A 26,239-nucleotide genomic window follows, 5' to 3' on the forward strand; every position below is an offset into this window, starting at 1 on the left:
AATGAGTTCAGAGACGGCATTGTCGATAGAAAACTTATCGAAACATTATTCGAACGAAACTGTCCTCCGAGATATTTCACTGGACGTCGAGACCGGTGAATTTTGCGTTGTTATGGGCCCGAGCGGGAGCGGAAAGAGCACGCTGTTGCAGTCTATTGCCGGACTCATCGAGTACGAGGGAACGATACGGATCAACGGTACCCCGGTCGAGACGGTCCCGGTGGAGGAACGTGATCTTGGATACGTCTTCCAGGAGTTCGAGGACGCGCTGTTCCCGCACAAGACCGTTTTCGAGAACGTAGCGTTCGGCCTCCACCAGCAGGACGCCGACTATACCCAGTCGGAGATCGACGAGCGAATCGACGAGGTGCTGGAACTGCTCGCTATTTCGCACACTCGCGACGACCTCCCCACGGAGCTAAGCGGCGGCCAACAACAGCGTGTCGAGCTGGCGAGACAGCTCGTTCGGGAGTGTGACATCGTACTCTTGGACGATCCGTTGGCCGATCTGGACTACAAACTGCAAAAGCGGATGGAACTCGAAGTCCGCCAGATCCAAGAGGAGATGAACAGCACGTTCGTTTATGTCACGCACAATCAGGATCAGGCCCTCAAGTTGGCCGACAAGCTGGTCATCCTCAATCAGGGTCGAATCGAGCAGATCGGGCACCCCGAGGAAGTGTATTACGAACCGGCCTCGGCGTTCGTGGGGCAGTTCGTGGGTGACTCGAACGGTTTCATCGGAAACGCGACCCATGGGGGTGACGACACGGTGGCTGTCGAGACGGAGATCGGGGAGATGTCGGCGAGGGTGCAGGGCGACGATATCGACCCGAACCAGCGATCGATCACGATCGTTCGGCCCGAAGACGTGGGGTTCGGCGACGCGGCGGTCGGGCTGGACAACGTCTACGAGGCGACGTTCGTCGACTGGACATACATGGGCAGAGAAACCGAGTACGCGTTCGAAATAGAGGGCCTCGACTACGCAATCCGGTCGATCAAGGACGGTACCCCGACGATCGGCAACGAAACGATCGGCGAGTCGATATCGATCGGCTGGGACAAGGCGGATACGCTCTGTTTCAGTACGCTGAGTTCGGCGTCGACCGCGACTGTCGAGACTCTCATGGAGGTATAATCATGTCCGATATAGAACACAGCACTGAAGTGGAACCGACCGCGGCGAGCGCCGGCGAGGGCGAACGCATCTCAGCAGAAAGCGACTCCCGAAACAAGATCTTGGAGGTGTCGGGGCTGACGAAGATCTATCCGGACGGCACGCTCGCAGTCGACGACATCAGTTTCAGTATTCGTGAAGGTGACTTCTGTGTCGTTATCGGCCCGAGTGGCTGTGGGAAGTCCACGACGTTGCACTCGCTGGTCGGGAAAATCGAGCCGACCGAGGGGACCGTCGAGCTCGACGGCGAGGAGATCACCGACACGAACACCTACGACAGGGACATCGGACTGGTCTTTCAGGACTTCCAGCTGTTCCCGCATCTCAACGTGGAGGAGAACATCCGGTACGGTCTCGAACGTATCGACCTGCCCGATAGCGAAATCCAGCAGCGACTCGACGACATCATCGAAACGATGCGACTGGGCGGGAGCAAAGATCGCGATCCGATGGAGCTGTCGGCGGGACAGAAACAGCGGGTCGCGCTCGCGCGCAGCCTCGTCCTCGAACCCAAGCTGCTGTTGTTGGACGAGCCGCTGGGTGACATGGACTACAAACTGCAAAAACACATGGAGCAGGAACTGCTCCGCATCCACCGGGAGTTCGATACGACGATGGTCTACGTCACGCACGACCAGACCCAGGCGATGCGCCTCGCCGACCAAATCATCGTGATGAACGACGGCAAGATCGAGCAGGCCGAATCCGTCAACCGGACGTACAACAAGCCCGCGACAGCGTTCGTCGCGACGTTCGTCGGAGACTCGAATATTTTCAACGGGACCGTGACGGACGTCAGTGAAGACGGGGAGCTCGCTCACGTCGAAACGCACCTCGGAACGTTCGTGGCGTCGACGGCCAATCTGAGCTCTTCGCCTCAGGATGTCGTTGGGACTCAACTCTCGTTCAACGTTCGGCCACAGCACCTGTCCCTCGATGGCGCGGGCGAAAACGAACTCGAGTGCCGCGTCGAGGACATCATCACCCACGCCGGCCAGGGAACGCAAGTGTTGCTCGAACCCGTCGACGACGAATCGATGGAGTTCCAGCTGTTGAACCGCGAACTCATCTCCGATCTCGACGAGACGGTCACCGTCAACTGGGCGAGTCACGACACGGTGCTCCTCGAGAAGACGAGCGTCGTCGATGACGTCGACCTCCAGAAGGATATCCTGGGCGAGTAACGTATCAGTGAGATAATCACTCTTTTTCGTTCCGCGGTCAAACGCCGCCAGAGTCGGTATCGGTTCGTCGGGATACGTCGCGTGATTTTTACACGGAGCACCCGAAACTGACGACCGGATCGAGCGCGGGAAATTAGTGATAGGAATACTACTGTTTCAGAAATGTTTTAGTGTGACTCGGTTCAATCGCTAGACGCATATGACGTCAACAGTGTGCCTATCATACGATTTCGACGCCGTATCGACGTGGCTTTGGTCATACGACTCATGGGACATGCCAACGCGGCACTCTCGCGGTGTTTTCGGTGCAGAAAAGGGAGCGCCCCGACTCCTCGACCTCCACGACAAGTACGAAGTTCCGGCGACGTGGTTCATCCCGGGACATACGATAGACAGTTTCCCCGAGATCTCCGGCGAAGTGTACGACCGAGGGTACGACATCCAACACCACGGCTGGAGTCATACGGGGCCGGCGACGTACGATACCAAAGAAGACGAGATGGCGGACGTCGAGCGCGCGATCGAGTCTATCGTCGACCTCACCGGCGAGAAACCCGACGGATATCGCTCGCCTGCGTGGGATTACTCCGAGAATACGCTCGAGATCCTCGACGAGGTGGGTATCGAGTGGGACTCCAGCAAGATGGCGTCGGACTTCGAGCCCCACTGGGTGTACGGCGACTGGAGCGCTCCAGAAGACGGGCCGTACGACCGGGGCGAACCGACGGATATCGTCGAACTACCCGTCTCCTGGCAGCGTGACGACTGGCCAGCGCTGACGTTCACCTGGGCGCGTCCCCACCGAATGGGCTACGTGAGCGAGGATTCGCTGTTCCAGCGCTACTACGACCAGTTCGACTGGATGCACGAGCACGTCGACGACGGGGTGTTCGTCATGACGATGCATCCGCAGGTCATCGGTCAGGGGCACCGTCTCTCCCGGCTCGAAGACCTGATACAACACATGCAGAAGAAGGACGACGTCGAGTTCAAGGAGATGCACGACGTCGCGACCGAGTTCCGAAAGAACAACTGAGCATCGACGCGGTCGTAGGCGACCACTACTCCAGTATTTTTGCTTTCATTTCCTCGAACTCCCGGTCGGTGATCGCCCCGCGGTCGTACAGGTCTGCCAGTCGTTCGAGGGCGTCCAGCGATTCGGTAACGCCGCCCGCAGCGTCGCGGTGAGTACGCTCCCCGGTGAGTTCCGTAGCATCGATGTACTGGCTCGCCGAATCCGTTTCGGCGCTTTCTGTCTGTGACGTATCGATACGGTACGATTTGTCCCCGGTTCGAACGGAAAGACGGTGGTTACCGCCTGGAGCGTTCTCCGCGTTGACCGCGACGACATCGCTAAACGGGACACTCAAGCGTTCGATGTCGTCCGTTCGGGGGAGAAGCACCAAGAGCCGTCGGTCGGTCACGACTGTCGACAGGGACGTCCCGCTGCTCGCAACCTTGCGACGGCGGCGACCCGGATCGGATTCCGGGGCGGATTCGTCGACGATATCGAGCATGCTGCCGGTGAGAAAGTACTGGGGCCGTTCGGCGTCCTCTAGGAGTTCATGGAGGGGTTGGCCGTTGATTTCTCGTCGTAGTACCTCGGTCGTGACGGAATCACCGTCTGCCGTGTCGGCGAGTTCGTCGAGGCGGTCGGCGTCGGTCATATACCTGCAGGTTCGCCGCAGATACCTAAAAAGTGCGCGCTGGACGGCGGGGTCGACACAACCCATAGGGGCGTATGCTTTTGCGAGGCACAAACGCCGTGGGCACCGCCGGGACTACTCGGTGTGTTAACTCCCATCAAGAACTGTACCTATATACGTCTCGGCGAGTAATCCCGGGATACGCACGAATATAAGAAAACAGTCACTTGCGTGTTGCAAACGCTTTGCGTCTGCTGGTTTTGCACAAAAAGAACGTATTAACTCAGTATAAATGGGAGTCTAACCGTTCTCACGCCGATATTCAGCCATATTACCCCAGAGCATAATTTTGGATGCTGTTCACGTATAGAAAATATTTAGTATAGTCAACAATATGGATGGAGTAATCATGTCCAACCATCGTACGGAAGATACGGGGCCACGAACGCTAGAGACGGCGACCAGGACGTTGGACGTCATCAACAGACTCAAGCGGATGAACGGAGCGACCGTGACGGAGATGGCCGATGCGCTCGGGTGTTCGAAGGGGGGTGCATACAATCACCTCGTCACTCTCTACGAGAACGATTTCGTCGTGAAAGACGACAACGTCTACAAGCTCAGTCCACGCTTCATTTTGATGGGCGAGCACGTGCGACAGGACAACCTCCTCTATCAGTTCGGCAAGGGCGAGTTAGACGAACTCATCGAAAAGACCGGCGAGTACGGGCAGTTAGTGACCGAAGCGCACGGGCTGGCGATCGTCATCTACCTCCACCGCGGCGAAAAGGCGATCGGCAGCGACTACCCCCTCCATATGGAAAAAAAGCCCCTCTACCTCCACCATCTGGCCGCTGGGAAGTCGATCCTGGCCCACCTACCGAAAGCAGAGGTCGAGAAAATCATCGACAAGCGCGGCCTCCCACAGCGAACGGAGAACACGATCACGGACAGCGAGACGCTGTACGAGGAGCTGGAGACGGTCCGTGAGCGGGGATACGCCCACAACAAAGAGGAGGAAGTTGACGGACTCCGGGCGATCGGCGCTCCGATCAGCGGTCCGGATGGCGAGATGCTTGGCGCGCTGAGTCTCTCGGGGCCCAAAAGCCGTATGCAGGGGGAGCGGTTCGACGAAAAAATACCACAAATGGTTAAGAATACTGCTGATATTATCGAGATAAACATAAAGATGGCGTACAGAACGAAGGATATTTGAATTGAGTGTTTGCACCATACAAACGATTTGTGATCAAATCGGAGATCATCTCGGGAGGAACTCGAACGGGAACCGAATCAGCCAGTCACACGGAGAGCACGTCGGTGTGCGTGATAAAACAAATTAATAACGTTATTAATATTGTTACTGTATAAGCACCGACGGAGATATAGCGTCAGGAGGGATACGAGAAGCGCGGTGGGGACAACGTCCTCAAAGACGCGTCGCGTTTCTGATGGGCCACACGAGGGGCAGGTCCCCGTGGACGCCGTGTTTCCCGTCGATGGCTGATACTCGTTGAAAGGCGTCTGTCGTCGTCACGGCCTCGATCTCGGATGTAAAAAACATGGGAAACCGAAGTAGTGTCGAACGTATCTTCCGAGTGATAAAACGGGGAACGACCGGTTTCGAAAACTCCGTTAGCAACGCCGAAGCGGAAACTGCCGACGACTGGCTCAGCTCGTTCGGCTTCGCATGGAATCAGCGTATCTGAGTGCTACCGCGACGTCGGACCGGGAAGGTATTCGAGGTGTCTTCCGGTACCGAGTGATACTCCGGGGCTGTCCGGGGTCCTGTCGGGACCGATTCATTGATAAATATTTATCATACTAAGATATTTGTAATATTTCATAAATATCAGATATGGGACCAAAATCGTTTCGGACTGCAGATACGATAAGCGGAAGATGCCAGTCGATGCGTGTCAGAAGCTTGGACCGCTCCACGAGTACCGCGGCCAACCGCGCAAAGCACTGTCGAAACGAGGACACGGTATTTGTATATGATGCAATACCGAGAACCGAAACGTTCGACCGCCACGTGGTGAATACCCCCGTTGTGGGAGCCGATAACGGAACCACGTGTCACGGAATACACACTACCACCCGACACTCGAAACCCGTTATAGCGATTTATCCGCCGTCTTTCGCTCGGGTTTCAGTGAATCAGTCGAAGGCGACACCGATACCGTCGGAATCGGCCGCCATCAACAAGGTGAATCCTCGGAGGAAAGTAAAATTGTATAGGATGGGCAAAACAATCGCCAGCTGTAGCGGTGACCTTCCGCATCACCGAACGAGTAGCCGAGAAAGTGTCAAACAGACAGTTAGAACGGATGTGTCGGCGGTCGAGTCGAATATCCGGAGATCTCCGCCCGCGAGGATCACCGATTCTCTAACGACGGAACCTCGGGAACGAAGCCGACGACCCGCGATCGCGTTTGATCAAAACCCACATCCATCAGCGGCCGTAGCCGCTCGGTCGGGTCGAACGTGGTAGGGTGAGAGCCGGACACCGAGCCGGTCGGCGAAGCCCGGCATCCAGATCTATCTATCAAAATGTCAATTTTATATATAACTAAATAATTTATTATTTTCGGTTCTAAGCGGCCGACGAAGTCGTTAACGATCGGGTACGGAAAGCCGACCGACAGCCGATCAGCGACGCGGATCGCGTTGCGCTCGACGGGACCGTGCTCCGAACACCGAGACACCGATACGGGGATCTAACAGGACATGTACAGGAGAGATCAGCAAGATCACATGTTCGTGTAGTACCGATGTTCATCTCAGAGTTCGCGGTACGCGTCCGCCCACGGTCGCGCCCGTTCGAACGCCGCCGCGACCGCCAGCACGTCCGTCTCGCCGAACCGGCGGCCGACGACCTGCAAACCGACCGGGAGCCCGGCGTCAGTGAAGCCGGCCGGAACCGACGCCGCGGGGTGGCCGGTCATGTTGAACACCCACGTGAGCATGGCGTCGGTGGGGACGCCACGAACCGATCGGCCATCTATTTCCGTCGGATAACGGTCCGCGAGACGTTTCCCGTACGGCGGCACAGCGAGCGTCGGGGTCACCAGTGCGTCGTGGCCGTCGAGCGCCGCCTCGATCGCCCGGTAGGCGTCGGTACGGGGAACGTTCGCCAGGCGCTGCTCGAGCGTTTCGATGCCCTCCGAGAGCGCGATCGTCGATCGGAGCGTCTCCTCGACGTCCGCCGTCTCGAGGTCGATCCCGTGGGCCGATTCGACCTGCGCGCCGAACGCGCTGAAGAAGGCCCCGACGAGGCGCACGTACGCCAGCGAGAGCTCGTCGTACGGCGGGAGCTCGACCCCCACGGACTCGACTGCCGCGCCGGCGGCGGCGAGATCGTCGACCGCCTCGCCCACCGTCTCTCTGACCGCGGGGGCGACCGGCTGGAGATCCAGATTCGGGCTGTAAGCGATCGAGAGGTCATCGGCCGGCCGATCGGTCGCGTCGACGTACCGGGCGTCGCCGAGGGGCACCGACAGCGGATCCCGGTCGTCGTGGCCGGCCATGACGTCGAGCATGAGGGCGGTATCGTCGACGGTTCGGGCCATCGGCCCGCCGACGAAGCAGGGGGACTGAGCGGTGAACCCGTCGAACGCAGTGAACTCCGGAACGACACCGAGCGTCGGCTTCAGCGCGACGACGTTACAGCAGGAAGCCGGGACCCGAAGGGATCCGCCGATGTCCGAGCCGGTGGCGAGTCGAACCGACCCCGCCGCGAGCGCTGCCGCCGAGCCGCCTGACGAGCCTCCGGCGGAGCGTTCGGTGTCGAACGGCGTCGCCGTCGCGCCGACGAGACGGTTTTCTGTCTTGATCGTGTGCGCCAACGCGGGCGTGCTCGTCGTCCCGACTACGACCGCGCCCGCGGCCTCCAGCCGCTCGACGGCGATCGAATCGTCCGCGGCGACGTTGTTCGCCAGCGGTTGTAGCCCCAGCGTGTTCGGGACGCCCTTCTTTCGGGTCCGGAGGTCCTTGATCGCGACGGGGAACCCGGCGAGCGGACCGGGGTCACGCCCGTCCGATACGGCCGCATCGATCTCGGCTGCGCGCTCGCGCGCACTATCGGCGATGACGGTTATAAATGCGTTCAGGTCGGCCGTGGCGTCGATGCGATCCAGCGCGGCCTCGACGAGGTCGACGGACGACCGACGGCCGGTTCGAACGTCGCTCGCGCGGCGACTGGCGCGATCGTCGGGGTCGGACATACGTGACGATGGCGCGTCCGGGCGATAAATCCCGAGGACGGTCCCGTCGAACCGAACGGGACGCTTTTATTCGCCGCAATCCGAGCGATCGGTATGACCGGTTCGGAGATCTCGGAATCGCACCCCAGATACGAGTCGCTGTTGACGCGACACCGCATCGAGGACGGCGTCGACCGCGGTCTCACGTCGCGTCAGGGACTCATCGCCCAGGGCCGCGGCGAGGCGTTCGATTATCTGCTCGGCGAGGCGACGATACCGAGCGCTGACGAAGCCGAGCGCGTCGCCGCCGCTCACCTGCTTCGCGCAGAGCACGCCGTTTTGTCAGTCAACGGCAATGTAGCCGCGCTCGTGCCGGGCGAGACCGTCGAGTTGGCCGAGGCGACCGGGGCGGACATCGAGGTGAACCTCTTCAACCGGACCGACGAGCGGATCGAGCGCATCGCGAGCCACCTCCGCGAACACGGCGCCGAAAACGTCAAGGGACTCACGGCGGACGGGCGGATCCCCGGTCTGGATCAAGAGCGCGCGAAGGTCGATGCCGACGGGATCGGGGCGGCCGACGTGGTTCTCGTACCGCTCGAGGACGGCGACCGCGCCGAGGCGCTCGGTGCGATGGGAAAGACGGAACTCGTTATCGATCTCAATCCCCTGTCCCGGTCGGCGCGGGCGGCAACGGTTCCGATCGTCGATAATTTGATTCGCGCCGTCCCGAACGTGACGGCGCACGCGACCGAACTGGCCGACGCCGACCGGGCGACGCTCGATTCGATCGTCGAGTCGTTCGACGCCGCCGAGGCGCTCGAAGCCGCCGAACGGCGGATTCGGGACGTCTGAGAGAGGGTTCGACCGGCCGATCGTCTTGCGCGTGTCTGACATAGTGTTTTGTGGGTCGAACGAGAACGGCTCGTATGGCTAGCCTCACGGAGGTCTACAGGGGAGGGGGCGGGGCCGGCCTCCGGCGGCTATACGCCGGTGTCGCGTTGTTCGGAGTCGGGGCGATCCTCGTCACGACCGGTCTCGTCGTCGTCTCGACGGAGCTAGGCTCGTATCTCGGACTCGGACAGTTCCAAGCGCGCAAGTTGGCCGGCGTGTTGGGCGGGCTCGGATTTCCGGCTGTGCTCCTCGGGACGATGGTCGCACTACCGAGAGCCTCCCGGCGACTCCAGACCGCGGCCGCCGTCGGCGCGGTGCTCAGTATCGTCGGCGTCGGGCTGTTCGTTCGCGCCTACCCGGTCGATTGGGTCGGCGGCTCCGGAGACACGACGATGACGCTCGTCGTCTCCGTGATTTACTTCGTCGGGACGATCGTGACGAGTTGGTGTCTGTTCACCGCCGTCGCCAACTTCAAAGCCCGCAACGATCCGGGCGGGACTATCTCGCTCGAAATCACGAGGGGAGGCGAAACGCGCATCGTCGAGGTGTCGAACGACGAGTTGCGCGGCCGTCTCGGCGGCATCGGCATGTTGGGGGCGGCGCCCGACGGCGAGGTCGAAACCCAGACGAACCGACCGGACGGCGGAACGCGCACACGCCCTGGCGGGGCGAGCGCCAACTCGACCGACGGCGGGACCGATCACGAACCCGCGATACGCGAACCCGGCTTCTCGGAGGGTGCGGAGTTCATCGACGACGGCCAGCCGACGCCGATCAGCGACACGTACTGTGGCAACTGCGCGTACTTTCGGTACGTTCGCACCGACGACGGACTGGTGCCGTACTGCGGGCTCCACAGCGAGGCGATGGACGATATGGACGCCTGCGACGAATGGTCGCCGAACACTAACTGAGCGTCTCGTCGATCCGATCGTAGTGGCTGCCCTTCCAGAAGATCTGTCCGCACGAGCGACAGCGCCAACAGTCGGTGCTCGCGGAATCGGGCGCATAGTCGGGCGTCTCCGCCTCGGACGGAACGGGATCGAGTTCGCCGTTGCAGCGCCCACAGCGCGACGGTGCGTCGTCGATTTCGAGGTCAAAGCCCCCCTCACGGAGTTCAGCCACCTGTGCGTCGGGCTCGTGAGCGGTCAGCAGAACAGCTCCCTCGACGCTCGCAGCCAACTCGACGTCACGCGTCAGCAGACGGCGACCCTCCCTTTCGGCGAGCGTCGCGAGTCGGTCGTCGTCCTCGATTCCGCGATCCAGCGCGTAGACCGTATCGTATCCGCAGAACCGGAGGTAGACGGCGAGTTTTCCGAGCATGACGTCGAGGAGGAGTCGATCGGTATCGGGTCGGATCACGCCACGTTCGTCGTCCGATGTGGGGGACATCACTGGAAGAACGCTCGAACGCCGCTCGCGTCCCGACAGTTGAGCACGTCGTCCGGTTCGACCCAGCCGCGACGGGCGGTGTGGACGCCGAACCGCATGTAATCGTAGCCGTCCGTGCCGTGAGCGTCGGTGTTTATACTAATCGTCGCGCCGGCCTCGAGTGCGACCTTGGCGTAGCTCGATCGGAGATCCAGTCGTCGCGGGTCGGCGTTGATCTCGAGTGCCGTATCGTGTTCGACCGCGGCCGTGGCGACCCGTTCGATGTCGATGTCGTGGCCGGGGCGTTGGTTCAACAGACGACCGGTCGGGTGGCCGATAACGTCGACCTCGGGGTGTTCGATCGCGGTCACGAGTCGGTCGGTCCCGTCGCCGTCGAGGGCGCTATGCGGCGAGGCGACCACGCAATCGAGAGCGTCGAGTGCGTCGTCGCCGACGCTTATCGATCCATCGGTACCGATGTTCGCTTCGACGCCGGCGAACAGTTCGATCGATGTGTCCCCGTTCGCCTCGCGGACGGCGTCGGCGTGGGCGAGCAGTTCGTCGTCGTCCAGACCGACGCCACCGACCATTCCCGGACCCGTGGCGTGATCGGCGATTCCGAGGTACTCGTGGCCGTACTCGGCGGCTGTCTCCGCCATTTCGGCGATCGTCGCGACGCCGTCCGAAGCGGTAGTGTGTACGTGGAGATCCCCGAGCACGTCGTCGCGGGAGAGGAGCGTCGGGAGCGTTCCCTCGGCCGCCCGCTCGATCTCGCCGCGGTTTTCGCGCAACTCGGGCGGGATGTGCGGCAGTCCGAGCGCAGCGTAGACGTCGGCTTCCGTCTTGCCCGCGACCCGAGTCCCGACGCGCTGGCCGGCGTCGGGATCTTCGACCGCTGAGACGTCGAAGACGCCGTACTCGTTGACCTTCAATCCCATCCCGATGGCGCGGTTTCGGAGCGCGACGTTGTGCTCTTTGCTCCCCGTGAAGTACTGCAGGGCCGCTCCGAACTCCTCGGGGACGACGACGCGCATGTCGACGCGTTGGCCCTGAGATCGAACCGAGGCCTTGTTCGTCCCCGCCTCGATCACCGAGTCGGTCCCCTCCCACGCCTCGAACGCCTCGATGACCGCGTCGCCGTCGTCGCTCGCGACTAACACGTCGATGTCGCCGATCGTCGGTCGCCATCGCCGGATCGATCCGGCCGTCTCGACCGTCTCGGCAGCCTCGTGTTCGGCGAAGAAGGCGACGATCCGATCGGCGACCGGCCGGGCGTCCCCGAGCAGGCTCCGTTCGCGCGCCTCGCGGGCGAACGGGATGTTCGCTAAGATGTTCGCCTCGGTCTTCGCGCCGAATCCCTTCACCTCGCGTATCTCGCCGGCTTCGGCGGCCGCTTCGAGGTCGTCGAGCGTTTCGATGCTCAACGCCTCGTACAGCGCGCCGACGGTTTTCGGGCCGACGCCCTCGACGGCAGTCAGTGCGGCCATGTCGACGGGCATCTCCCCGCGCAGCTTCTCGAGCTCTTCGATCGTCCCCGTCTCGAGGAACTCCGCCGTCTTGGCGGCGATGGCGTCGCCCACGTCCTCGATCTCGCGAAGGGCTTTCTCGCCGCCCTCCTCGTACAGGCGCTCGATGGCGACGGTGTGGCCGCGAATGCTGTCGGCCGCCCGACGGTAGACGTTCGGCTTGTACTCGACGTCGCGCGCGTCGAGGTGATCGGCCAGCTCGTCGAAAAGCGCCGCAACCGTGGCGTTTTTACTCACGTAGATCTCCCGTGTATGGTCGGTTCATCGCCCGCCGATCCGCGGGCCGTCGTCGTTGCCCAACGCCTTCTTCAGGAAATCCATCCAGCGTTTCGTGTCCGCGGCCTCCTGTCGTTTCGCCTCGGCGGCGACGCTCTCGGCACCGAGGCTCTCGAGCGCCTCGAGCGCGCGGTCGATGCCGATGATGGCGTTGGCGACCGACTCGCCGGTCTCGAAACTGATCTCACCCTCCTCGATGAGCGCCTTGCGTTCGAGCCGTTCGCGCCGAAGGTTTCGTTTCGCCCGCTCGACGCGGTCGCGTTCGCCCGCCGGCACCGTCTCTCGGCGTTTGATCTCGAAGACGAACTCCCGGAGATCGATCTCTTCGCCCTGGATCTCTATCCGTTCGGGGATGTCGACGCCGAGCGTCGATCCCTCCCGACCGATGCGCTCGAGCAGCTGTTTACGCTCGTACTCCTGCACAGCCCACACTCCGTGGTCGAGGGGCAAATAAGAATCGGCGTTCGCGGCGAACGGCTCGCTTTCACGCGTGTCGGTCTGGCCGACTAGCCACCGCCGCCGCCCTGCATCATCTCCTGGATCTCCTCGTCCTGCAACAACACGTCGGGGTCACCGCTGTCGACGATGTCACCGCGTTCGATGACGTACATCCGATCGACGATCTCCGGGACGTGACTCGCGTTCGATTCGGCGATGAGCACGGAGATGCCCCGGTCGATGATCGCCCGAAGGTACTCCTTGAGGTTCTCGACGACGATCGGCGCGAGCCCCTCGAGCGGCTCGTCGAGGATCAACAGGTCGGGGTCCAGCGCCATCGCGCGGCCGATGGCGCACATCTTCGCCTGGCCGCCGCTCAGGTTCTGGACCTCGGTGTCGCGGCGGTGGTCGAGTTCCTCGAAGAGCTCGAAGATGCTCTCGACCATCGCGTCCTCGTCGTCGATGCCGCGGGCCTTCCCGGAGCTCCAGATCGGCAGCCGGAAGTTTTCCTCGACGGTCATTCCGGTGAACAGGTCGCGGTTCTCCGGCTGGTAGCCGATGCCGCGGGTCGGGATGACCTCCGGGGGGAGCTCGGTGATCTCCTCGCCGTTGTACCGGACAGAGCCCGTCTTCAGCGGGGTGAGCCCCATCACACCGCGGAACGTCGACGTCTTGCCGGCGCCGTTCCGGCCGACCAGCGCGACCGCCTCGCCCTCGTTTACCGTCAGGTCGATCCCGTGAGTCACCTCGAAGCCCTCGACGATCGCGCGGTTGTCCTCGAGTTCGAGGAGCGGATCACTCATTATCACTCACCCCCAGTAGGGTGCGACGGAGGTCCGGATCGGTGTCGAGAAGCGTCGGCGGTCCCTCGCGGAAGACGCTCCCCTCGACCAGAGCGATCATCCGGTCGGCGTAGTTCCGGACGATGTCCATGTCGTGTTCGATGGTGACCGTCGTGACGTTCTGTTCGTCGCTCGCCTCCACGACCGTTTCGATCACGTACTCTTTTTCCTCGGAGCCGACCCCCGAGGTCGGTTCGTCGAGCAGCAGGTAGTCCGGATCGAGCGCGAAGGAGATGGCAACGTCGAGCAGTTTCCGGTCGCCGTGGGGTAAGGTTTCGGCGACCTCGTCGGCGACGTCCTCGAGGCGGAACTGCTCGAGCAGTTCCGCGATATCGTCCTCGACGACCTCGTGTTCGTGGTCGAGACTGCGCATCTCCGAGATCTTGTCGTGGTTCGAGAGGGCCGCCGTCCGGAGGTTCTCCCGGACCGTCATCTCCTCGAAGAGGTGGACGATCTGGAAGCTCCGGACGAGCCCCTCCTTGACCCGCTTGTCGGGCCGCATGTCGGTGATGTCGTGCTCGACGGTGTCACCGCCCTCCGTGCGGTGCATGACGACCGACCCCTCGTCGGGCTCCAACAGCCCGGTCAGGAGGTTGATGAGCGTCGTTTTGCCGGCGCCGTTGGGGCCGACGATGAACACCATCTCGCCATCTTCGGCGCCGAACTCCAGCGATACGTCGTCCGTCGCGCGGAGCTTACCGAACTCCTTCACTAAGTTGCGTGCCTCGAGCATCTCATTTCACCCCGAAGAGCAGGACCTTCGTGGTCCGTGCGGCGTCCCGGAGCTTCGAACCGACGAGCGCGGCGATGAAGCTCGCGTCCTCGGCCACGAGGCCGGGGTTCCGGGCACGGTCTTTGATCCCGCCGAGGATGGCGGGCAGCGATCCGATGACCCCGTTCGGCAGCAGGAAGACGACGAGAAACAGCATGAACCCCGTCAGGAACTCCCAGTACTCCGTGGCGAACCGGAGCTCGGTGAGCATGTAGGTCAGCACGATGCCGCCGATTATCGGCCCCAAGAGCGTCTGGAAGCCGCCGAGGATCGCCATGAACAGTATCTCTCCGGAGCGGAGCACGAACAGGGTGCCGTTCGGTCGGACGTGCAACAGGCTGATCGAGTACAGCCCGCCGGCGAGGCCGCCGTAGACGCCCGAAATGACGATGGTAGTCCAGACGTACCGTTTCACCGGAATGCCGATGAACCGTGCGCGCGTCCGGTCCTGGCCGATGGCGTCGAGCGCGCGTCCAAACGGCGACTGGACGAGCCGCCAGGTCACGAACAGCATGACGAGCAACACGACGATCAGGATGTAGTAGCTCAACACCTCGAACTGTCTCGAACTCCACTCCATCCCGAACAGCGTCGGGCGGATGAGATCGCTCTGGGGCCGGACCGCGAGCCCGTCGTCGGAGCCGAGGATGTCGGTGCTCCCCATCACGATGGCAAAGAGCAGTTGGTTGAACGCGAGCGTCAGAAGCGAGAAGTAGATGTCGAGGTAGCCGGAGACGAGCCAGCCGATAGCGACCGCGAGCGATGTCGCCAGCAGAACCCCGATGAGCACCAACAGGAGCGCCTCCTCGACGCCTGCGTACTGTGCGGCGAGGGCCGACCCGTAGGCGCCGCCGCCGAAGTACGCGGCGTGGCCGAACGAGACCAGTTCGGTATGGCGCAAAAGCAGATTCAGCCCCAGCGCCGCGATGCCCCAACACAGCCCCAAGTAGATCGTCTGGGTCCGGAGGCTCGAGCTGAGCCCCTCGATTTCGGGAACTGCGAACAGCGCGAGCACGCCGACGATCAAGTACAGGATCTGCCGCGGCGTCAGCTCGATGCCCTTCAGCAGGCCGATTCGGCGCGGCCCGTCGTCGGTGTCGGCGCTCATTCGATCTCACCCCAGGTGCCGTAGAGCCCCTCTGGTTTGAAGAGCAACACGGCGATCATGATTCCGAACGGCGCGGCCAGCTCGGCGGGCGGGTACAGCATGATCGCCCACCGGCTGGCGAGGCCGATCAGTAGGGCACCGACGAAGGCGCCCTTGATCGATCCGAGGCCGCCGATGACGATGACGACGAAGGAGAGCACGAGCGGGTTGGTGCCCATTCCGACGTCCGCCGAGATCGCCCCGGCGCCGTGGATCGCACCCGCAAAACCGGCGAAGAACCCGCCCATCGCGAACACGAGCGTGAACACCCGGTCGGTGCTGACGCCCATGGCGGTCGCCGCCTCGCGGTTGATCGCGGTGGCGCGGACGATCCGGCCGGTCTTCGTCCGCTCGAAAAACCAGATCAGGAAACCGAAGACGCCGATCCCGATCAAGATCGCGAAGATGTTGTAGCTCGGATAGTTGAACCCGACGAGTTCGGTCGTCGGGACTTGGTTGACCGCGTCGAACACCGCACTGAAGCGCCGCGGCGATCCGCCCCAAATGTACAGGAACACGTCGACCATCATCAAAAGCAGGGCGTAGGTCAAGAGCAGCTGGTAGACCTCCTTCCGTTCGTAGATCGGCCGGATGATCGTCGCCTCGATGAGCGCGCTCACCGGAAGCAGGACGATCGCGGAGAGGACGACGGCGAGAAGGCCGGTTAGAGAAATAATAGCGATTGACATCGGGCCGGTCGCCGGGCCGACGGTGCCGACGAGGGCCCCACCGAGGCTGAACACGAGGAACGCGCCGAGCGCATAGAACTCCCCGTGAGCGAGGTTCAAGATGCCTAAGACGCCGAAGATGATCGTGAGCCCCGTCGCGATCATGAACAGTATGAGGCCGAAAAAGACCCCGTTGAGCGTCTGCTCGAAGAACAGCCCCGGCGAGATAAACAGCGGCGTCTCAAACACGGGGATCACCCGGTTGGGTTGGCAGCGGCCGTTGTCGTGGGATTGCGAGCATGCGTGATAAAAATACTAGTGAGGAATCTACCAGTTCTCGACCCACTCGACCGACGCCATCCCCTGCGGCGGGGAGACGTGGCTCGGCGGGATGGCCTCGATGTCCTCGAGGACGGCGATGCCCATCTCGTCGTCCCACTCGATGCGGCCGAAGTGCGCCGTCGAGTAACACTGGTGGTCGGGGGCGACGGTGTGATAGCCTGCTGGAGTGTAGAACCCGTGGTTCTCCATCGTCGCCGCGATCTGTTCTTGGCTCGGCCAGCCGCCGACCAGCTGGACGGCCTTCTCCGCCGCGGTCGCCCACTGGGCGACGGCGCCGTACCCGCTCATGAAGTGCCCCGTCGGGACGACGTCGTGTTCCTCTTGGGCCTCGTTGAACAGTTCCTGACCGGCGCTCCACTGATCGAGCGGCGGCGAGCCCCAGTAGTAGTTCCGGGAGCCGCCCCAGAGATTGCCCTGGACGTCGTCTTCCTCGAGGTCGTTGACTGAGCCGTACCAGACGGTGCCGACGCCGATGCCGATCTCGTCGAAGAGGTCCTGCGATTGGCCCTGGTCGAGCAGGAGCGTCGCGTCGCCGCCCCAGCAACTCGTAAAGAGCACGTCGGGTGCTTCCTCGGCGACCGCAGTAATGTGCGTCGACATGTCGCTCGCGCCGAGGCTCGGGTTCCCGCTGTAGACCTCCTCGGCGCCGGTCAGGTTCTCGATGGCCGCGTTGAACAGTTCGCGCTCGTCGTACCCGAACGCGTAGTCGGGGTTGATGTTCGCGTAGGTTTCGATATTCTCCGCGCCGAGGTCGGCGACGGCGGCGCGGGCCGCCGCGACGGCCTCCATGACGTCGTGGTTCTGGTGGCGAAAGGAGTAGGTGACGTCGTTTTCCTCATACAGCGAGGCGACGGTACCGTCCGTCGAGACGTTGACGACGCCCTCGTCCTCGACGACCGGGAGCAGTTCCTCGTGGCTCCCGCTGGAGATGGGGCCGAAGGTGACGTCCTTGCCGTCGTCGACGAACCGCGAGTAGTTCTCGATCGCCGCGCCGGCCTCCTCGACGACCTCGAGTTCGATCTCCCGTCCGGCGACGCCGCCCGCCTCGTTGATCCGCCGAACGGCCGTGAGCGCGCCGTATTCGGCCTGCAGGCCAAGCACCGAGGGTGCACCCTCCCGGAACGTCTGGAGGCCCGCCTGGATAGGTTCGTCGGGTACCTCGTCGGTCTGTTGTTGGCCGCCGTTGCCGCCGTTACCGTTCTCGTCTTCGCCACCGATCAGCGACGAACAGCCGGCGAGCGCGGCTGCCATCGCGCTCCCGCCGGTCGCCTTCATCATATCGCGTCGATTTAGTTGGACATCCATTGTCATGATATACCCTCGTAGGTGATACAGTAGCGAAACTAAATATAACCAAGGGTGAACATATCAACCGTCACCGCCACAGGCGCGAAAAACGAGCGTGGAGCCGAACGGATCGAGTTCGCGCGACGCAAAACAGTGGCGATATTTATAATTCTGCGCGTTCGAGCGCCTCGACGGCACTGAAATCCTCGTGGACGACCAATGCGACGGCGCGTGCGATCCGCTCGGGATCGTCGTGTTGGAAGATCGTTCGCCCCATCGAGACGCCCGCCCCACCGGCGTCCATGGCTCCCCGGACCGCGCGCAGCGATTCGAGGTCGCCGTCGGGCGATCCGCCGGCGATGAGTACCGGGCGACTCGTGGACTCACAGACGTGCTCGAAGCTCTCGGCGTCGCCGCTGTAGCCGGTCTTTATCAGATCCGCCCCGAGCTCCTCGGCGAGTCGAACCGCGTGTCCGAGCGCCTCGGGATCGTCGCCCTCAACGTCCGGGCCGCGCGCGTACGCCATCGCGAGGACGGGTAGCCCGTACTCCGCGGCCTCGTCGGTGAGTCGTCCGAGCGCTTCGATCTGTTCGCGCTCGTACTCGGAGCCGACGTTGATGTGAAACGAGACGGCGTCGGCGCCGGCCCGCAACGCGGCCTCGACGGAACCGGTGGTCCGCTTGTCGTTCGCGTCGGGGCCGATAACCGTCGAGCCGTTCATGTGAGCGATGTAGCCGGCGCCGTTTTTGTTGCCGTGAACGCGGCGCGCGATACCTTTCTGCGTCAGTACGGAGTCGGCGCCGCCGCGCGTGACGGCGTCGATCGTCGATTCGATGTCTTTCAGTCCTTTGACCGCCCCGAGCGTGATCCCGTGATCCATCGGTACGACGACGTACCGACCGTCCGTCCCGATGCGCTGGAGGCGTGCTGTGATCCCTGGTGTCATGATATCTATGAGTGTGAGAGGTTTACTCAAGTCCGTTCCGGTCGCGGACGACGCCGTGCACCCTCGAGTGCGCCCGCCTTCAACTCCCTGGCGAGGGCTTCGAGCTTTGCTGCGATGTCGGCCGTGGGTTCGTCGTTTTCGTGCCCCTCGGCGACGATATCGATCAACGCGGAGCCGACGATGACGCCGTCCGCGCCCGCGGCGACGACGCCCGTGGCGTGGTCGCCGGTCGAGATTCCGAACCCGACCGCTTTGGGAACGTCGTAGCCGCCGAGTCGGGCGAGCGTCCCGGCGGTGTGATCGGAGAGCGAATCGCGCGCGCCGGTGACGCCGAGACGCGCCTGCACGTAGACGTAGCCCGACACGCGGTCCATGATCCGATCGAGGCGCTCACCGGTCGTCGTCGGAGCGACGATGAAGATCAGATCGAGGCCGAACTCGTCGCAGACTTCGCGGAGGAGGTCGGCCTCCTCGGCGGGCAGGTCGGGGACGACGAAGCCCTCGATGCCGACCTCGGCGGCCCGCTGGACGAACGAGCGGACCGGCTCCGAGCCGTACTGGTAGATCAGGTTGTAGTACGTCATACAGACGAGCGGCACGTCGACGTCGAGCGCCTCGACGAACTCGAAGAACCGCTCCGGCGTCATGCCGCCGTCGAGCGATCGGACGACCGCCTGCTGGATCGTCGGCCCCTCTGCGATCGGCTCCGAGAACGGGAGGCCGAGTTCGATCACGTCCGCGCCGCCGCGGGCGAGCGCCTCCACGTACTCGAGCGATGAGTCGAAGTCCGGGTCGCCGGCCGCGAGATACGGCACGAACGCCGGTTCGTCGAAGGCGTCGTCGAGCGTCACCGATCGAACACCTCCATCCGCGGGGCGTTATCGAGGTCGCGCTTTTCGGTCTCGTCGATCGCCGCTTCGAGGTCCTTGTCACCCCGCCCGGAAACGTTGACGACGACCGGTTCGTCGAACTCGACGGAGCCGTCGCCGTCCGGTCCGGCGACCGTCTCGAGGAAGCCGAACGCGTGCGCCGTCTCCAGCGCGGGGATGATTCCCTCGTCCTGTGAGAGCCGGTGGAAGGATTCGAGAGCGGCATCGTCATCGACGGTAACGGGTATAACGCGCCCCGTATCGACGAGATACGAGAGCTCCGGTCCGACGCCCGAGTAGTCCAGCCCCGAGGAGACGCTGTGGGACTCCATGATCTGTCCGTGGCTGTCCTGCAGCAGTTTCGTGCGCGCGCCGTGAAGGACGCCCTCTTCGCCGGTCGACAGCGACGCCGAGTGCGGCGCGACGCCCGTCTCCTCGTCGACCGTGAGCGAGGAGCCGCCGGCCTCGACGGCGTACAGCGTCACCGCCTCGTCGTCGAGCAGTTCGGCGAACGCACCCATCGTGTTCGATCCGCCGCCCGCACAGGCGACGACCGACCCCGGCAGTCCGCCGAGTTTGTCGAGCGATTGCGCCCGGATCTCCTCGGAGATGACCGACTGGAAGTCGCGAACCATCGCCGGAAATGGGGCCGGGCCGACGATCGATCCGATGACGTAGTGGGTCGTCTCGACGGTCGTCGCCCAATCGCGCATCGTCTCGCTGATCGCCTCCTTCAGCGTGCCGCGGCCGATGTCGACCGGACTGACGTCGGCCCCGTTGATCCGCATCCGGAACACGTTAGGGCGTTGGCGATTGATGTCGCGGCGCCCCATGTATATCTCACACGGCATGTCGAGGTGTGCGGCGGCCATCGCCGTCGCCGTGCCGTGTTGCCCCGCGCCGGTCTCGGCGATAATCCGCTCTTTACCCATGTACTTCGCCAACAGCACCTGTCCGAGGGCGTTGTTGAGCTTGTGTGCGCCGCCGTGCAGCAGATCCTCACGCTTCAGGTACACGTCGACGCCGTAGCGCGCCGAGAGCTGTTCGGCGTGTTGTAGCGGCGTTGGTCGACCGCCGAAATCCCTGATCCGGTCGCGGAACTCGTCCATGAAGCCGTCTTGGTTCTCCAGGACGTACCGCTGATACGCGTCAGTCAGTTCCTCGATGGCGGGCATCAACGCCTCTGGGACGTACTGGCCGCCGTAATCGCCGAATTTGGTGTCAGGTTGGGGCATGGGTGAGTCGCTTCGTTCAGACATCGGTGAGTCGCTCCGTTCAGACATCGGTGAGTCGCTCCGTGTTGGCGCGGACGTCGCCGTCCATGATCGCGGAGCCGACGAGGAGACCGTCGGCACCGGCCGCCCGCATCCGCGAAACGTCCTCCAGGGAGGTTATGCCGCTTTCGGCTATCAGGGTAACGCTCGCACGATCCGTTGCCGGGATCGAACCGACGACGCGCTCGAACGTGCCGAGATCGACCTCCAGTTTTCCCAGATCGCGGTTGTTCACGCCGATCATCTCGGCGCCCGCGTCGAGGGCAGCCTCGAACTCCTCGGGGGTGTGCGTTTCGACCAGTACCTGAAAGCCTCGTTCGCGCGCGGCGGCGAGCAACCCGTCAAGATCATCCACGAACCGGGCGATGAGCAAGACGATATCCGCCTCGACGACATCGAGTTGCGCCTCCCGGAGAATGAAGTCCTTTCTGAGTACCGGCACGTCGACGGCCGCTCGAACGGCCGCGAGCGTCTCGGGCGAACCGCCGAAGTGGTCAGGTTCAGTCAACACCGACAGCGCCGCAGCGCCGCCCGTGATCATCGCCTCGGCGAGTTCGACCGGATCGTCGGTCCGCTCGCCTGTGGTCGTCGGACTGGTCGGTTTTAGCTCCGCGATGAGCGGAGCGCGCCCGTCGGCATCGGCCGCCGCGAGCGCGTCCGGGAGCGATCGCGGGGTCACCGACAGCGGTTCGGAACCGCCCGCTCGGCCCTCGGCCGCCTCGAGGATCGACCGGACCGCCGGCGCCAGCCCGTCATTAGTGTTCATTACTGTACATCAACGGGCGTATTTGTACAAAAGGGTTGCGCCTCGGGGTCACAAAGCGGTCGCTGGTGGGGTATAAGACGAAACGCCGAAGAACGCCCGCGTCTACAAGTTCGGCGCGTCGCCACCGAACTCCTCGATGAGCGCGGGCACGACCTCGAAGAGGTCGTCGACGATGCCGTAATCGGCGATATCGTAGATCGGTGCGTTCGGGTCCGTGTTGATCGCGATGATCGTGTCCGCTCCCTTCATCCCGGCGACGTGTTGGACCGCGCCCGAGATCCCGATCGCGATGTACACGTCCGGCGTGACGACCTTCCCGGACTGGCCGACCTGCCGGTTCTGCGGCAACCAGCCGTTGTCGACGATCGGTCGCGACGACGACAGCGTCGCGCCCAGCGCGTCCGCCAGCGCCTCGATCAGCGGGATGTTATCCTCCTCTTCGATACCGCGGCCGACCGACACCAACACCTCCGCCTCCGTGATGTCGACGTCGCCGCCGGCGACCTCCTCGAATCCGTTGACGGTCGTCCCGAGCGCCGACTCGTCGATATCGACGTCGAACGCCTCGATCGGCGCATCGCCGGCTTCTTCGGCGACGGGCCACTCGGCCGGCCGGATCGTCAGGGCGTACTGGTCGGCATCGATGTCGTAAGTCGTCTCCACCTTTCCGCCGTACTGCTCGCGGGTGATCTCGACGGCGTCGCCACCTTCGAGCCCGATCACGTCGGTAGCGAGCGGGAGATCGAGCGCGCCGGCGACGGCGGGCGCGTAATCGAGCCCGTTGACCGTGTTCGGCAACAAGAGCGCCGTCGGCTCGAGTTCGGCGTACAGTTGCTCGATGGTCTGCGTGTAGACCCCGTGGTTGAACTCCTCGCCCTCGTCGACGGTGTAAATCGTGTCGACGCCCGTCCGGTTCAGATCGTCAGCGAAGCCGTCGACGTCGCCGCCGATGATTGCGATCGCGAGGTCGGTACCGTGTTCGTCGGCGAGTTCGCGGCCGGCGTTGATGAGTTCGTAAGAGACGTCGCGCAACTCACCGCGGCGGTGTTCGGCGACGGCGAGCACCGTCATCCTTCGACCACTCCCTTGTCGCGGAGGAACGCCGCGAGTTCTGTGGCGGTTTCCTCGGCGCTACCTTCCCAGACGACGGCGTCGCTCTCGGATTCGGGTTCGTACATCGACGTGCGCTCGACGGCCGAATCCGCGACGCTCTCGTCGAGACCGACATCGTCGAGCGTCTTCGCATCGAGGGGTTTCCGCTGGGCCTGTCGGATGCCGCGGAGGCTGGCGTAGCGCGGCTCGTTGATGCCGGTCTGGATCGTTAGTACTGCGGGGAGTTCGACGTCGGTGAGCTCCTCGATACCGCCTTCGAGCTCGCGGTGGACGGCGGCCTGCCCCGCGTCCGCGTCGAGGTCGAGTTGGTTGACGACGGCGGCCCACTCGAAGCCGAGACGGTCGGCCAAGGCGACGCCGGTCGCGCCGTTGGAGTCGTCACCCGCTTGGACGCCCGAGAGGACGAGATCGGGGGCTTCCTCCTCGGCGACGGCGGCGATGATGTCGGCTTTGGTGCTCACGTCGAGGAACTGGACCTCGTCGAGGGAGTCGTCCCACACGCGGATCGCGCGGTCGGCACCCTTCGCGAGAGCCATGCGGACGGTCTCCTCGGCGCGCTCGGGACCGATGGTGACCGTGACGACCTCCACGTCGTCCATCTCCTCGCTTATCTGAACGGCCTCCTCAACGGCGTAGTCGTCCCACTCGTTGAGATCGTAGTCGAGGGAGCCTTCGGCGATATCGAGTCCGGAAATCTCGAACTCGTCATCGACCTCGGCAACCTCCTTGACGGTGACCAGTATCTTCATAGCAGCTTGTCGTTAAGACTGACGACCGTTCAAGGTTAAACGTTTCCGAATCGCACGGCGAGCTCACCGGCTCATCAGTGCTCACTCACAGCGGTCGACGCTCACGGGAGTCGGAGCGGCTGAGGATCGCCGTCACCGCTCGTCGTCGCCGTTGGCGAGATCGCCGATCCCCTCGCCGGGGAGGCTGATGAGGTTTTCCCGGCCGATCCGGAGTTTGTCCACCTGATCGGCCTCGTCCATCGACGAGAGCAGTTGGGAGACCTTGGCGTTGGACCAGCCGGTCTCCTTGACGATCATCGCCTGCTTCATCCGCCCGCCGTTCTGTTCGAGGAGGTATTCTACCCGTTCCTCGTCGGAGAGGAGATCGAAGTCCGGTTCGTCGCCCGTGTCGGCGCCGTCTTCAGAGTTATCCGAGGCCCTCTCGGTCGTGGAGGCGGGTGTATCGGCAGGGGAGTCGCCCACGGGTTCCGAATCCGGTGGCCCCGCTTGCGCCCCGGCGGCGTCCGAAACGGTGGACGCGGCCGTCCGGGGGGACTCGCCGTTCGACGTAGCACCACTCCGTCGCCGCGCCATCAACAGGTACACACCCAACAGGAGTGCCGAGCCGCTCAAGGCCAGCGCGCCGACGACGAGCGTGGTCGAGACGCCACCGGCGGGGGCCGCCGTCGACGACGGGTGGTAGACGATCGTGAAGTACCCCGGTTCGAAGGTCGTGGGACCGCTCCAGTGGAGATCGCCTCCCTCGGCGCCGACGGGTGAGGTCGTCGGGCCGCCGTACCCCGGCGGGGAGCGAATCGTCAGCGACTGATCGGCGCTGAGCGCCGGAAGCCATGTCCCGTCGGTGGTGTTGAACGCGTCGTCGACGTACAGCGTGTTGTTCTCTCCGGGGCGCGCGAACGACTGCCAAGTGAACGTGATTCGGAGGACGCCGTGCCGAGCGGCCGGATCGTCGGCGTCGGTCGCCGTGGCGGGACCGTCGGTTCCGGCGTCCGTAACTGATCCGTCGGAACCGGTAACGACTCGACTGTCGCGACGCACCGATTCGATCGACATCTCCCGGCCGCTCGCCGACGAGGCCTCGGCGGCTGCTTGCCTGAACGAATCGGTACCGAGATCGAGGTTCTCCTCTCCGGCCTCGAAGCGTTCCGCGAACGCCTCGAACTCCTCGCGTTCGTCGTCGTTTTCGATCGGAACGCGCAGGGAGACGTTCCACGTCGCGTCGCCGTCGGCGTGAAGTCGTACGTCGAAGTGAGTCCCGTCGGTCTGGGGCTGTCCGGAGGCGGGGACCGCACCGAACGGGGCGAGGACGAGGAGGAGGGCACAAAGCAGGATGGGGACCCGACACCGCATGGGTAGTTCATCGACACCGGCGCGGGAAAACGCTTTCCATACCGCGATAAAACGTCTCCGGGCCGTATAAACCGTCTCGACAGCGCTCTGTCGCGCATTCATCGCGAGACAGGACGGCGGATTTTTGTTTCTCGGGGGCAACACCCTGGACATGGACGGTACCCGTGCGTTCGTCGTCGCCCTCCTCCTCTGTGTCACCCCGATTGGCGGGGTCGTCGTCGCGGATACCGCGGGAGACGCCGGCGAGCCGCAGCAGACGACCGAGGACTCCGAGCAGTTGATGTCGGTGTACACCGCCGAGAACACCTCGGAATACCTCGCCCCGTCTCCGGACCGGATCGATCGGGCGGACGGAGCCACGGTCGGACTCGACGTCACCGCGGCGGTTGGCGCCGACGCGGGCGCGGTCGAAAGCGCGTACCTCGCGAGGACGCTCGAACGCCGCTATGCCAACGCCGAGACCGACGCCGAGCGTCGAACGGTCGTCGAGAACGGCACCGAGCGGCTGACGGCCCACGTCGACGCTCTGGTCGCGAGAGAGCGAAACGCCGTTCGACGGTACAACGACGGTGCGATCGGAGAGCGCGAGTTGCTTCGAGCGCTGGCGGTAGCGGGTCGCGAAGCTGAAGTGACCGCTGGCACGCTCGAGTGGCTAGAACTCGCCGCCGACGGCCTCGATATGGATGCGGAGGCCGAACGCGCGGCGAGCGGGCAGGTCCGGCTCGTGCCGATGCGAGGGCCGGTCAGAACCGGACTCGTCGACGCCGCCGCGGGCGAACGACCGCTCGACGTGTACGTCGAAACGGCCGACGACGGAATCGTGCTCGCCGCGATCGATCGAACCGACGGAACCTACCTCCGGGAGGCTCACGATCCGACGGTGAAGACCGACGCGACGGGCGACCAGTACGAGGGGAACCCCTCACCCGCGTTGGACCGGTTCAGCGAGCTCTATCCATGGGTCATAAACAGTTTTGACGGGATCGACGCCATCGGCCCCGAGCGGGTTCGGCTGTATCGGTTCAGCGCGACGCACCCACACGGAGAGCTCGAAACGTATCTCGACAGCGGTTCGACCGAAATCCTCTACGAACAACAGCGGATCCGGGCAGAATCGGCACCGAAGACCACGCTCGAACGGACCGACGGCGACCTCACGGTCCGGCTCAACACCACCCGAGCGGCCGGGCCGCTCGAGATCACGGTACTCGACGCCACAAGCGAGACGCCGGTCGACGCCGAGGTCGAGCTAAACGGCGATCCGATCGGCTCGACGGGCGCCGATCGGTTGTGGACCATCGCACCGCGCGGATCGACCGTCATAAACGCGACCCACGCGAGCGAGACGGCCTCGATCGAAACGACGTTCGACTGATCGTCGGCACGGCCGACGG

Annotated in this window: 24 protein-coding genes and 1 pseudogene; 8 read left to right on the plus strand and 17 right to left on the minus strand. The window is 63.6% G+C overall.

Going from position 1 to position 26,239, the window contains the following annotated elements; translation table 11 throughout:
* Window position 1: 1 nt before the first annotated feature.
* From R6U53_RS10480 to R6U53_RS10490, 3 genes are all read left to right on the plus strand, one after another.
* On the plus strand, window positions 2-1,141 hold the full coding sequence (locus R6U53_RS10480; protein ID WP_410322311.1) for an ABC transporter ATP-binding protein: 1,140 nt from the start codon (window positions 2-4) through the stop codon (window positions 1,139-1,141).
* Window positions 1,142-1,143: 2 nt separating this feature from the next.
* Window positions 1,144-2,364 carry an ABC transporter ATP-binding protein gene (locus R6U53_RS10485; protein WP_410322312.1) on the plus strand — a complete coding sequence of 407 codons (1,221 nt, stop codon included), beginning with the start codon at window positions 1,144-1,146 and terminating at the stop codon, window positions 2,362-2,364.
* 274 nt (window positions 2,365-2,638) lie between these two features.
* Window positions 2,639-3,400: a polysaccharide deacetylase family protein gene (locus R6U53_RS10490; protein WP_410322313.1), complete on the plus strand. Its 762-nt coding sequence runs from the start codon at window positions 2,639-2,641 to the stop codon at window positions 3,398-3,400.
* Between the two features lie 25 nt (window positions 3,401-3,425).
* On the opposite strand, the gene R6U53_RS10495 is transcribed toward R6U53_RS10490, so the two are convergent.
* On the minus strand, window positions 3,426-4,031 hold the full coding sequence (locus tag R6U53_RS10495) for an SHOCT domain-containing protein (RefSeq protein ID WP_410322314.1): 606 nt from the start codon (window positions 4,029-4,031) through the stop codon (window positions 3,426-3,428).
* Window positions 4,032-4,419: 388 nt separating this feature from the next.
* Here R6U53_RS10495 and R6U53_RS10500 point away from each other — a divergent pair, with 388 nt between their 5' ends.
* Window positions 4,420-5,226 (plus strand): IclR family transcriptional regulator, encoded by an 807-nt coding sequence (locus tag R6U53_RS10500; RefSeq protein WP_410322315.1) that lies wholly within the window; start codon window positions 4,420-4,422, stop codon window positions 5,224-5,226.
* A gap of 264 nt (window positions 5,227-5,490) precedes the next feature.
* A pseudogene (locus tag R6U53_RS10505) lies at window positions 5,491-5,719 on the plus strand (IS6 family transposase); the annotation flags it as partial.
* A gap of 1,074 nt (window positions 5,720-6,793) precedes the next feature.
* Here the strand turns inward: R6U53_RS10505 and R6U53_RS10510 are convergent.
* A complete protein-coding gene (locus R6U53_RS10510; RefSeq protein WP_410322316.1) occupies window positions 6,794-8,236 on the minus strand; it encodes an amidase in 1,443 nt (480 codons plus the stop codon).
* Window positions 8,237-8,329: 93 nt separating this feature from the next.
* Here R6U53_RS10510 and R6U53_RS10515 point away from each other — a divergent pair, with 93 nt between their 5' ends.
* Window positions 8,330-9,070 (plus strand): 4-phosphopantoate--beta-alanine ligase, encoded by a 741-nt coding sequence (locus R6U53_RS10515; RefSeq protein WP_410322317.1) that lies wholly within the window; start codon window positions 8,330-8,332, stop codon window positions 9,068-9,070.
* A 74-nt stretch (window positions 9,071-9,144) separates the two neighbouring features.
* Window positions 9,145-10,023 (plus strand): ribonuclease BN, encoded by an 879-nt coding sequence (locus tag R6U53_RS10520; RefSeq protein WP_410322318.1) that lies wholly within the window; start codon window positions 9,145-9,147, stop codon window positions 10,021-10,023.
* On the opposite strand, the gene R6U53_RS10525 is transcribed toward R6U53_RS10520, so the two are convergent.
* The 15 genes from R6U53_RS10525 to R6U53_RS10595 all read right to left on the minus strand — a co-directional run bounded on the left by R6U53_RS10525 (window position 10,016) and on the right by R6U53_RS10595 (window position 24,845).
* Complete coding sequence (locus R6U53_RS10525; RefSeq protein WP_410322319.1) at window positions 10,016-10,501, minus strand: Mut7-C RNAse domain-containing protein; 486 nt, start codon at window positions 10,499-10,501, stop codon at window positions 10,016-10,018. The genes R6U53_RS10520 and R6U53_RS10525 overlap by 8 nt on opposite strands.
* The gene (locus R6U53_RS10530; RefSeq protein WP_410322320.1) at window positions 10,501-12,243 is read right to left on the minus strand and encodes a helix-hairpin-helix domain-containing protein; all 1,743 of its coding nucleotides are present in this window, start codon (window positions 12,241-12,243) and stop codon (window positions 10,501-10,503) included. Before R6U53_RS10530 ends, R6U53_RS10525 begins: the two co-directional genes overlap by 1 nt.
* Before the next feature lie 24 nt (window positions 12,244-12,267).
* Window positions 12,268-12,705 carry a DUF5788 family protein gene (locus R6U53_RS10535; RefSeq protein WP_410322321.1) on the minus strand — a complete coding sequence of 146 codons (438 nt, stop codon included), beginning with the start codon at window positions 12,703-12,705 and terminating at the stop codon, window positions 12,268-12,270.
* A gap of 83 nt (window positions 12,706-12,788) precedes the next feature.
* The gene (locus tag R6U53_RS10540; protein ID WP_410322322.1) at window positions 12,789-13,523 is read right to left on the minus strand and encodes an ABC transporter ATP-binding protein; all 735 of its coding nucleotides are present in this window, start codon (window positions 13,521-13,523) and stop codon (window positions 12,789-12,791) included.
* Window positions 13,516-14,295, minus strand: a complete 780-nt coding sequence (locus tag R6U53_RS10545; protein ID WP_410322323.1) for an ABC transporter ATP-binding protein — start codon at window positions 14,293-14,295, stop codon at window positions 13,516-13,518. Before R6U53_RS10545 ends, R6U53_RS10540 begins: the two co-directional genes overlap by 8 nt.
* A 1-nt stretch (window position 14,296) precedes the next feature.
* Window positions 14,297-15,442 carry a branched-chain amino acid ABC transporter permease gene (locus tag R6U53_RS10550; protein WP_410322324.1) on the minus strand — a complete coding sequence of 382 codons (1,146 nt, stop codon included), beginning with the start codon at window positions 15,440-15,442 and terminating at the stop codon, window positions 14,297-14,299.
* Complete coding sequence (locus R6U53_RS10555; RefSeq protein ID WP_410322440.1) at window positions 15,439-16,383, minus strand: branched-chain amino acid ABC transporter permease; 945 nt, start codon at window positions 16,381-16,383, stop codon at window positions 15,439-15,441. Before R6U53_RS10555 ends, R6U53_RS10550 begins: the two co-directional genes overlap by 4 nt.
* 93 nt (window positions 16,384-16,476) lie before the next feature.
* Window positions 16,477-17,802 carry an ABC transporter substrate-binding protein gene (locus R6U53_RS10560; protein ID WP_410322325.1) on the minus strand — a complete coding sequence of 442 codons (1,326 nt, stop codon included), beginning with the start codon at window positions 17,800-17,802 and terminating at the stop codon, window positions 16,477-16,479.
* A gap of 139 nt (window positions 17,803-17,941) precedes the next feature.
* Window positions 17,942-18,724: a 2-amino-3,7-dideoxy-D-threo-hept-6-ulosonate synthase gene (locus tag R6U53_RS10565; protein ID WP_410322326.1), complete on the minus strand. Its 783-nt coding sequence runs from the start codon at window positions 18,722-18,724 to the stop codon at window positions 17,942-17,944.
* Window positions 18,725-18,750: 26 nt separating this feature from the next.
* The gene (gene trpA / locus R6U53_RS10570; protein ID WP_410322327.1) at window positions 18,751-19,575 is read right to left on the minus strand and encodes a tryptophan synthase subunit alpha; all 825 of its coding nucleotides are present in this window, start codon (window positions 19,573-19,575) and stop codon (window positions 18,751-18,753) included.
* A complete protein-coding gene (gene trpB / locus R6U53_RS10575) occupies window positions 19,572-20,876 on the minus strand; it encodes a tryptophan synthase subunit beta (RefSeq protein WP_410322328.1) in 1,305 nt (434 codons plus the stop codon). Before trpB ends, trpA begins: the two co-directional genes overlap by 4 nt.
* Entirely contained in the window at window positions 20,869-21,633 is a 765-nt protein-coding gene (gene trpC / locus R6U53_RS10580) for an indole-3-glycerol phosphate synthase (protein WP_410322329.1), read from the minus strand. The genes trpB and trpC overlap by 8 nt, the downstream gene beginning before the upstream one ends.
* Window positions 21,634-21,735: 102 nt before the next feature.
* On the minus strand, window positions 21,736-22,704 hold the full coding sequence (locus R6U53_RS10585) for an electron transfer flavoprotein subunit alpha/FixB family protein (RefSeq protein WP_410322330.1): 969 nt from the start codon (window positions 22,702-22,704) through the stop codon (window positions 21,736-21,738).
* The gene (locus tag R6U53_RS10590) at window positions 22,701-23,495 is read right to left on the minus strand and encodes an electron transfer flavoprotein subunit beta/FixA family protein (RefSeq protein ID WP_410322331.1); all 795 of its coding nucleotides are present in this window, start codon (window positions 23,493-23,495) and stop codon (window positions 22,701-22,703) included. The genes R6U53_RS10585 and R6U53_RS10590 overlap by 4 nt, the downstream gene beginning before the upstream one ends.
* A 132-nt stretch (window positions 23,496-23,627) precedes the next feature.
* Complete coding sequence (locus tag R6U53_RS10595) at window positions 23,628-24,845, minus strand: helix-turn-helix transcriptional regulator (protein ID WP_410322332.1); 1,218 nt, start codon at window positions 24,843-24,845, stop codon at window positions 23,628-23,630.
* Window positions 24,846-24,996: 151 nt separating this feature from the next.
* Here R6U53_RS10595 and R6U53_RS10600 point away from each other — a divergent pair, with 151 nt between their 5' ends.
* Window positions 24,997-26,220, plus strand: a complete 1,224-nt coding sequence (locus R6U53_RS10600) for a hypothetical protein (protein ID WP_410322333.1) — start codon at window positions 24,997-24,999, stop codon at window positions 26,218-26,220.
* Window positions 26,221-26,239: the final 19 nt, after the last annotated feature.

It is taken from the genome of Natronomonas sp. (assembly GCF_046483325.1).
GTDB lineage: Archaea > Halobacteriota > Halobacteria > Halobacteriales > Haloarculaceae > Natronomonas.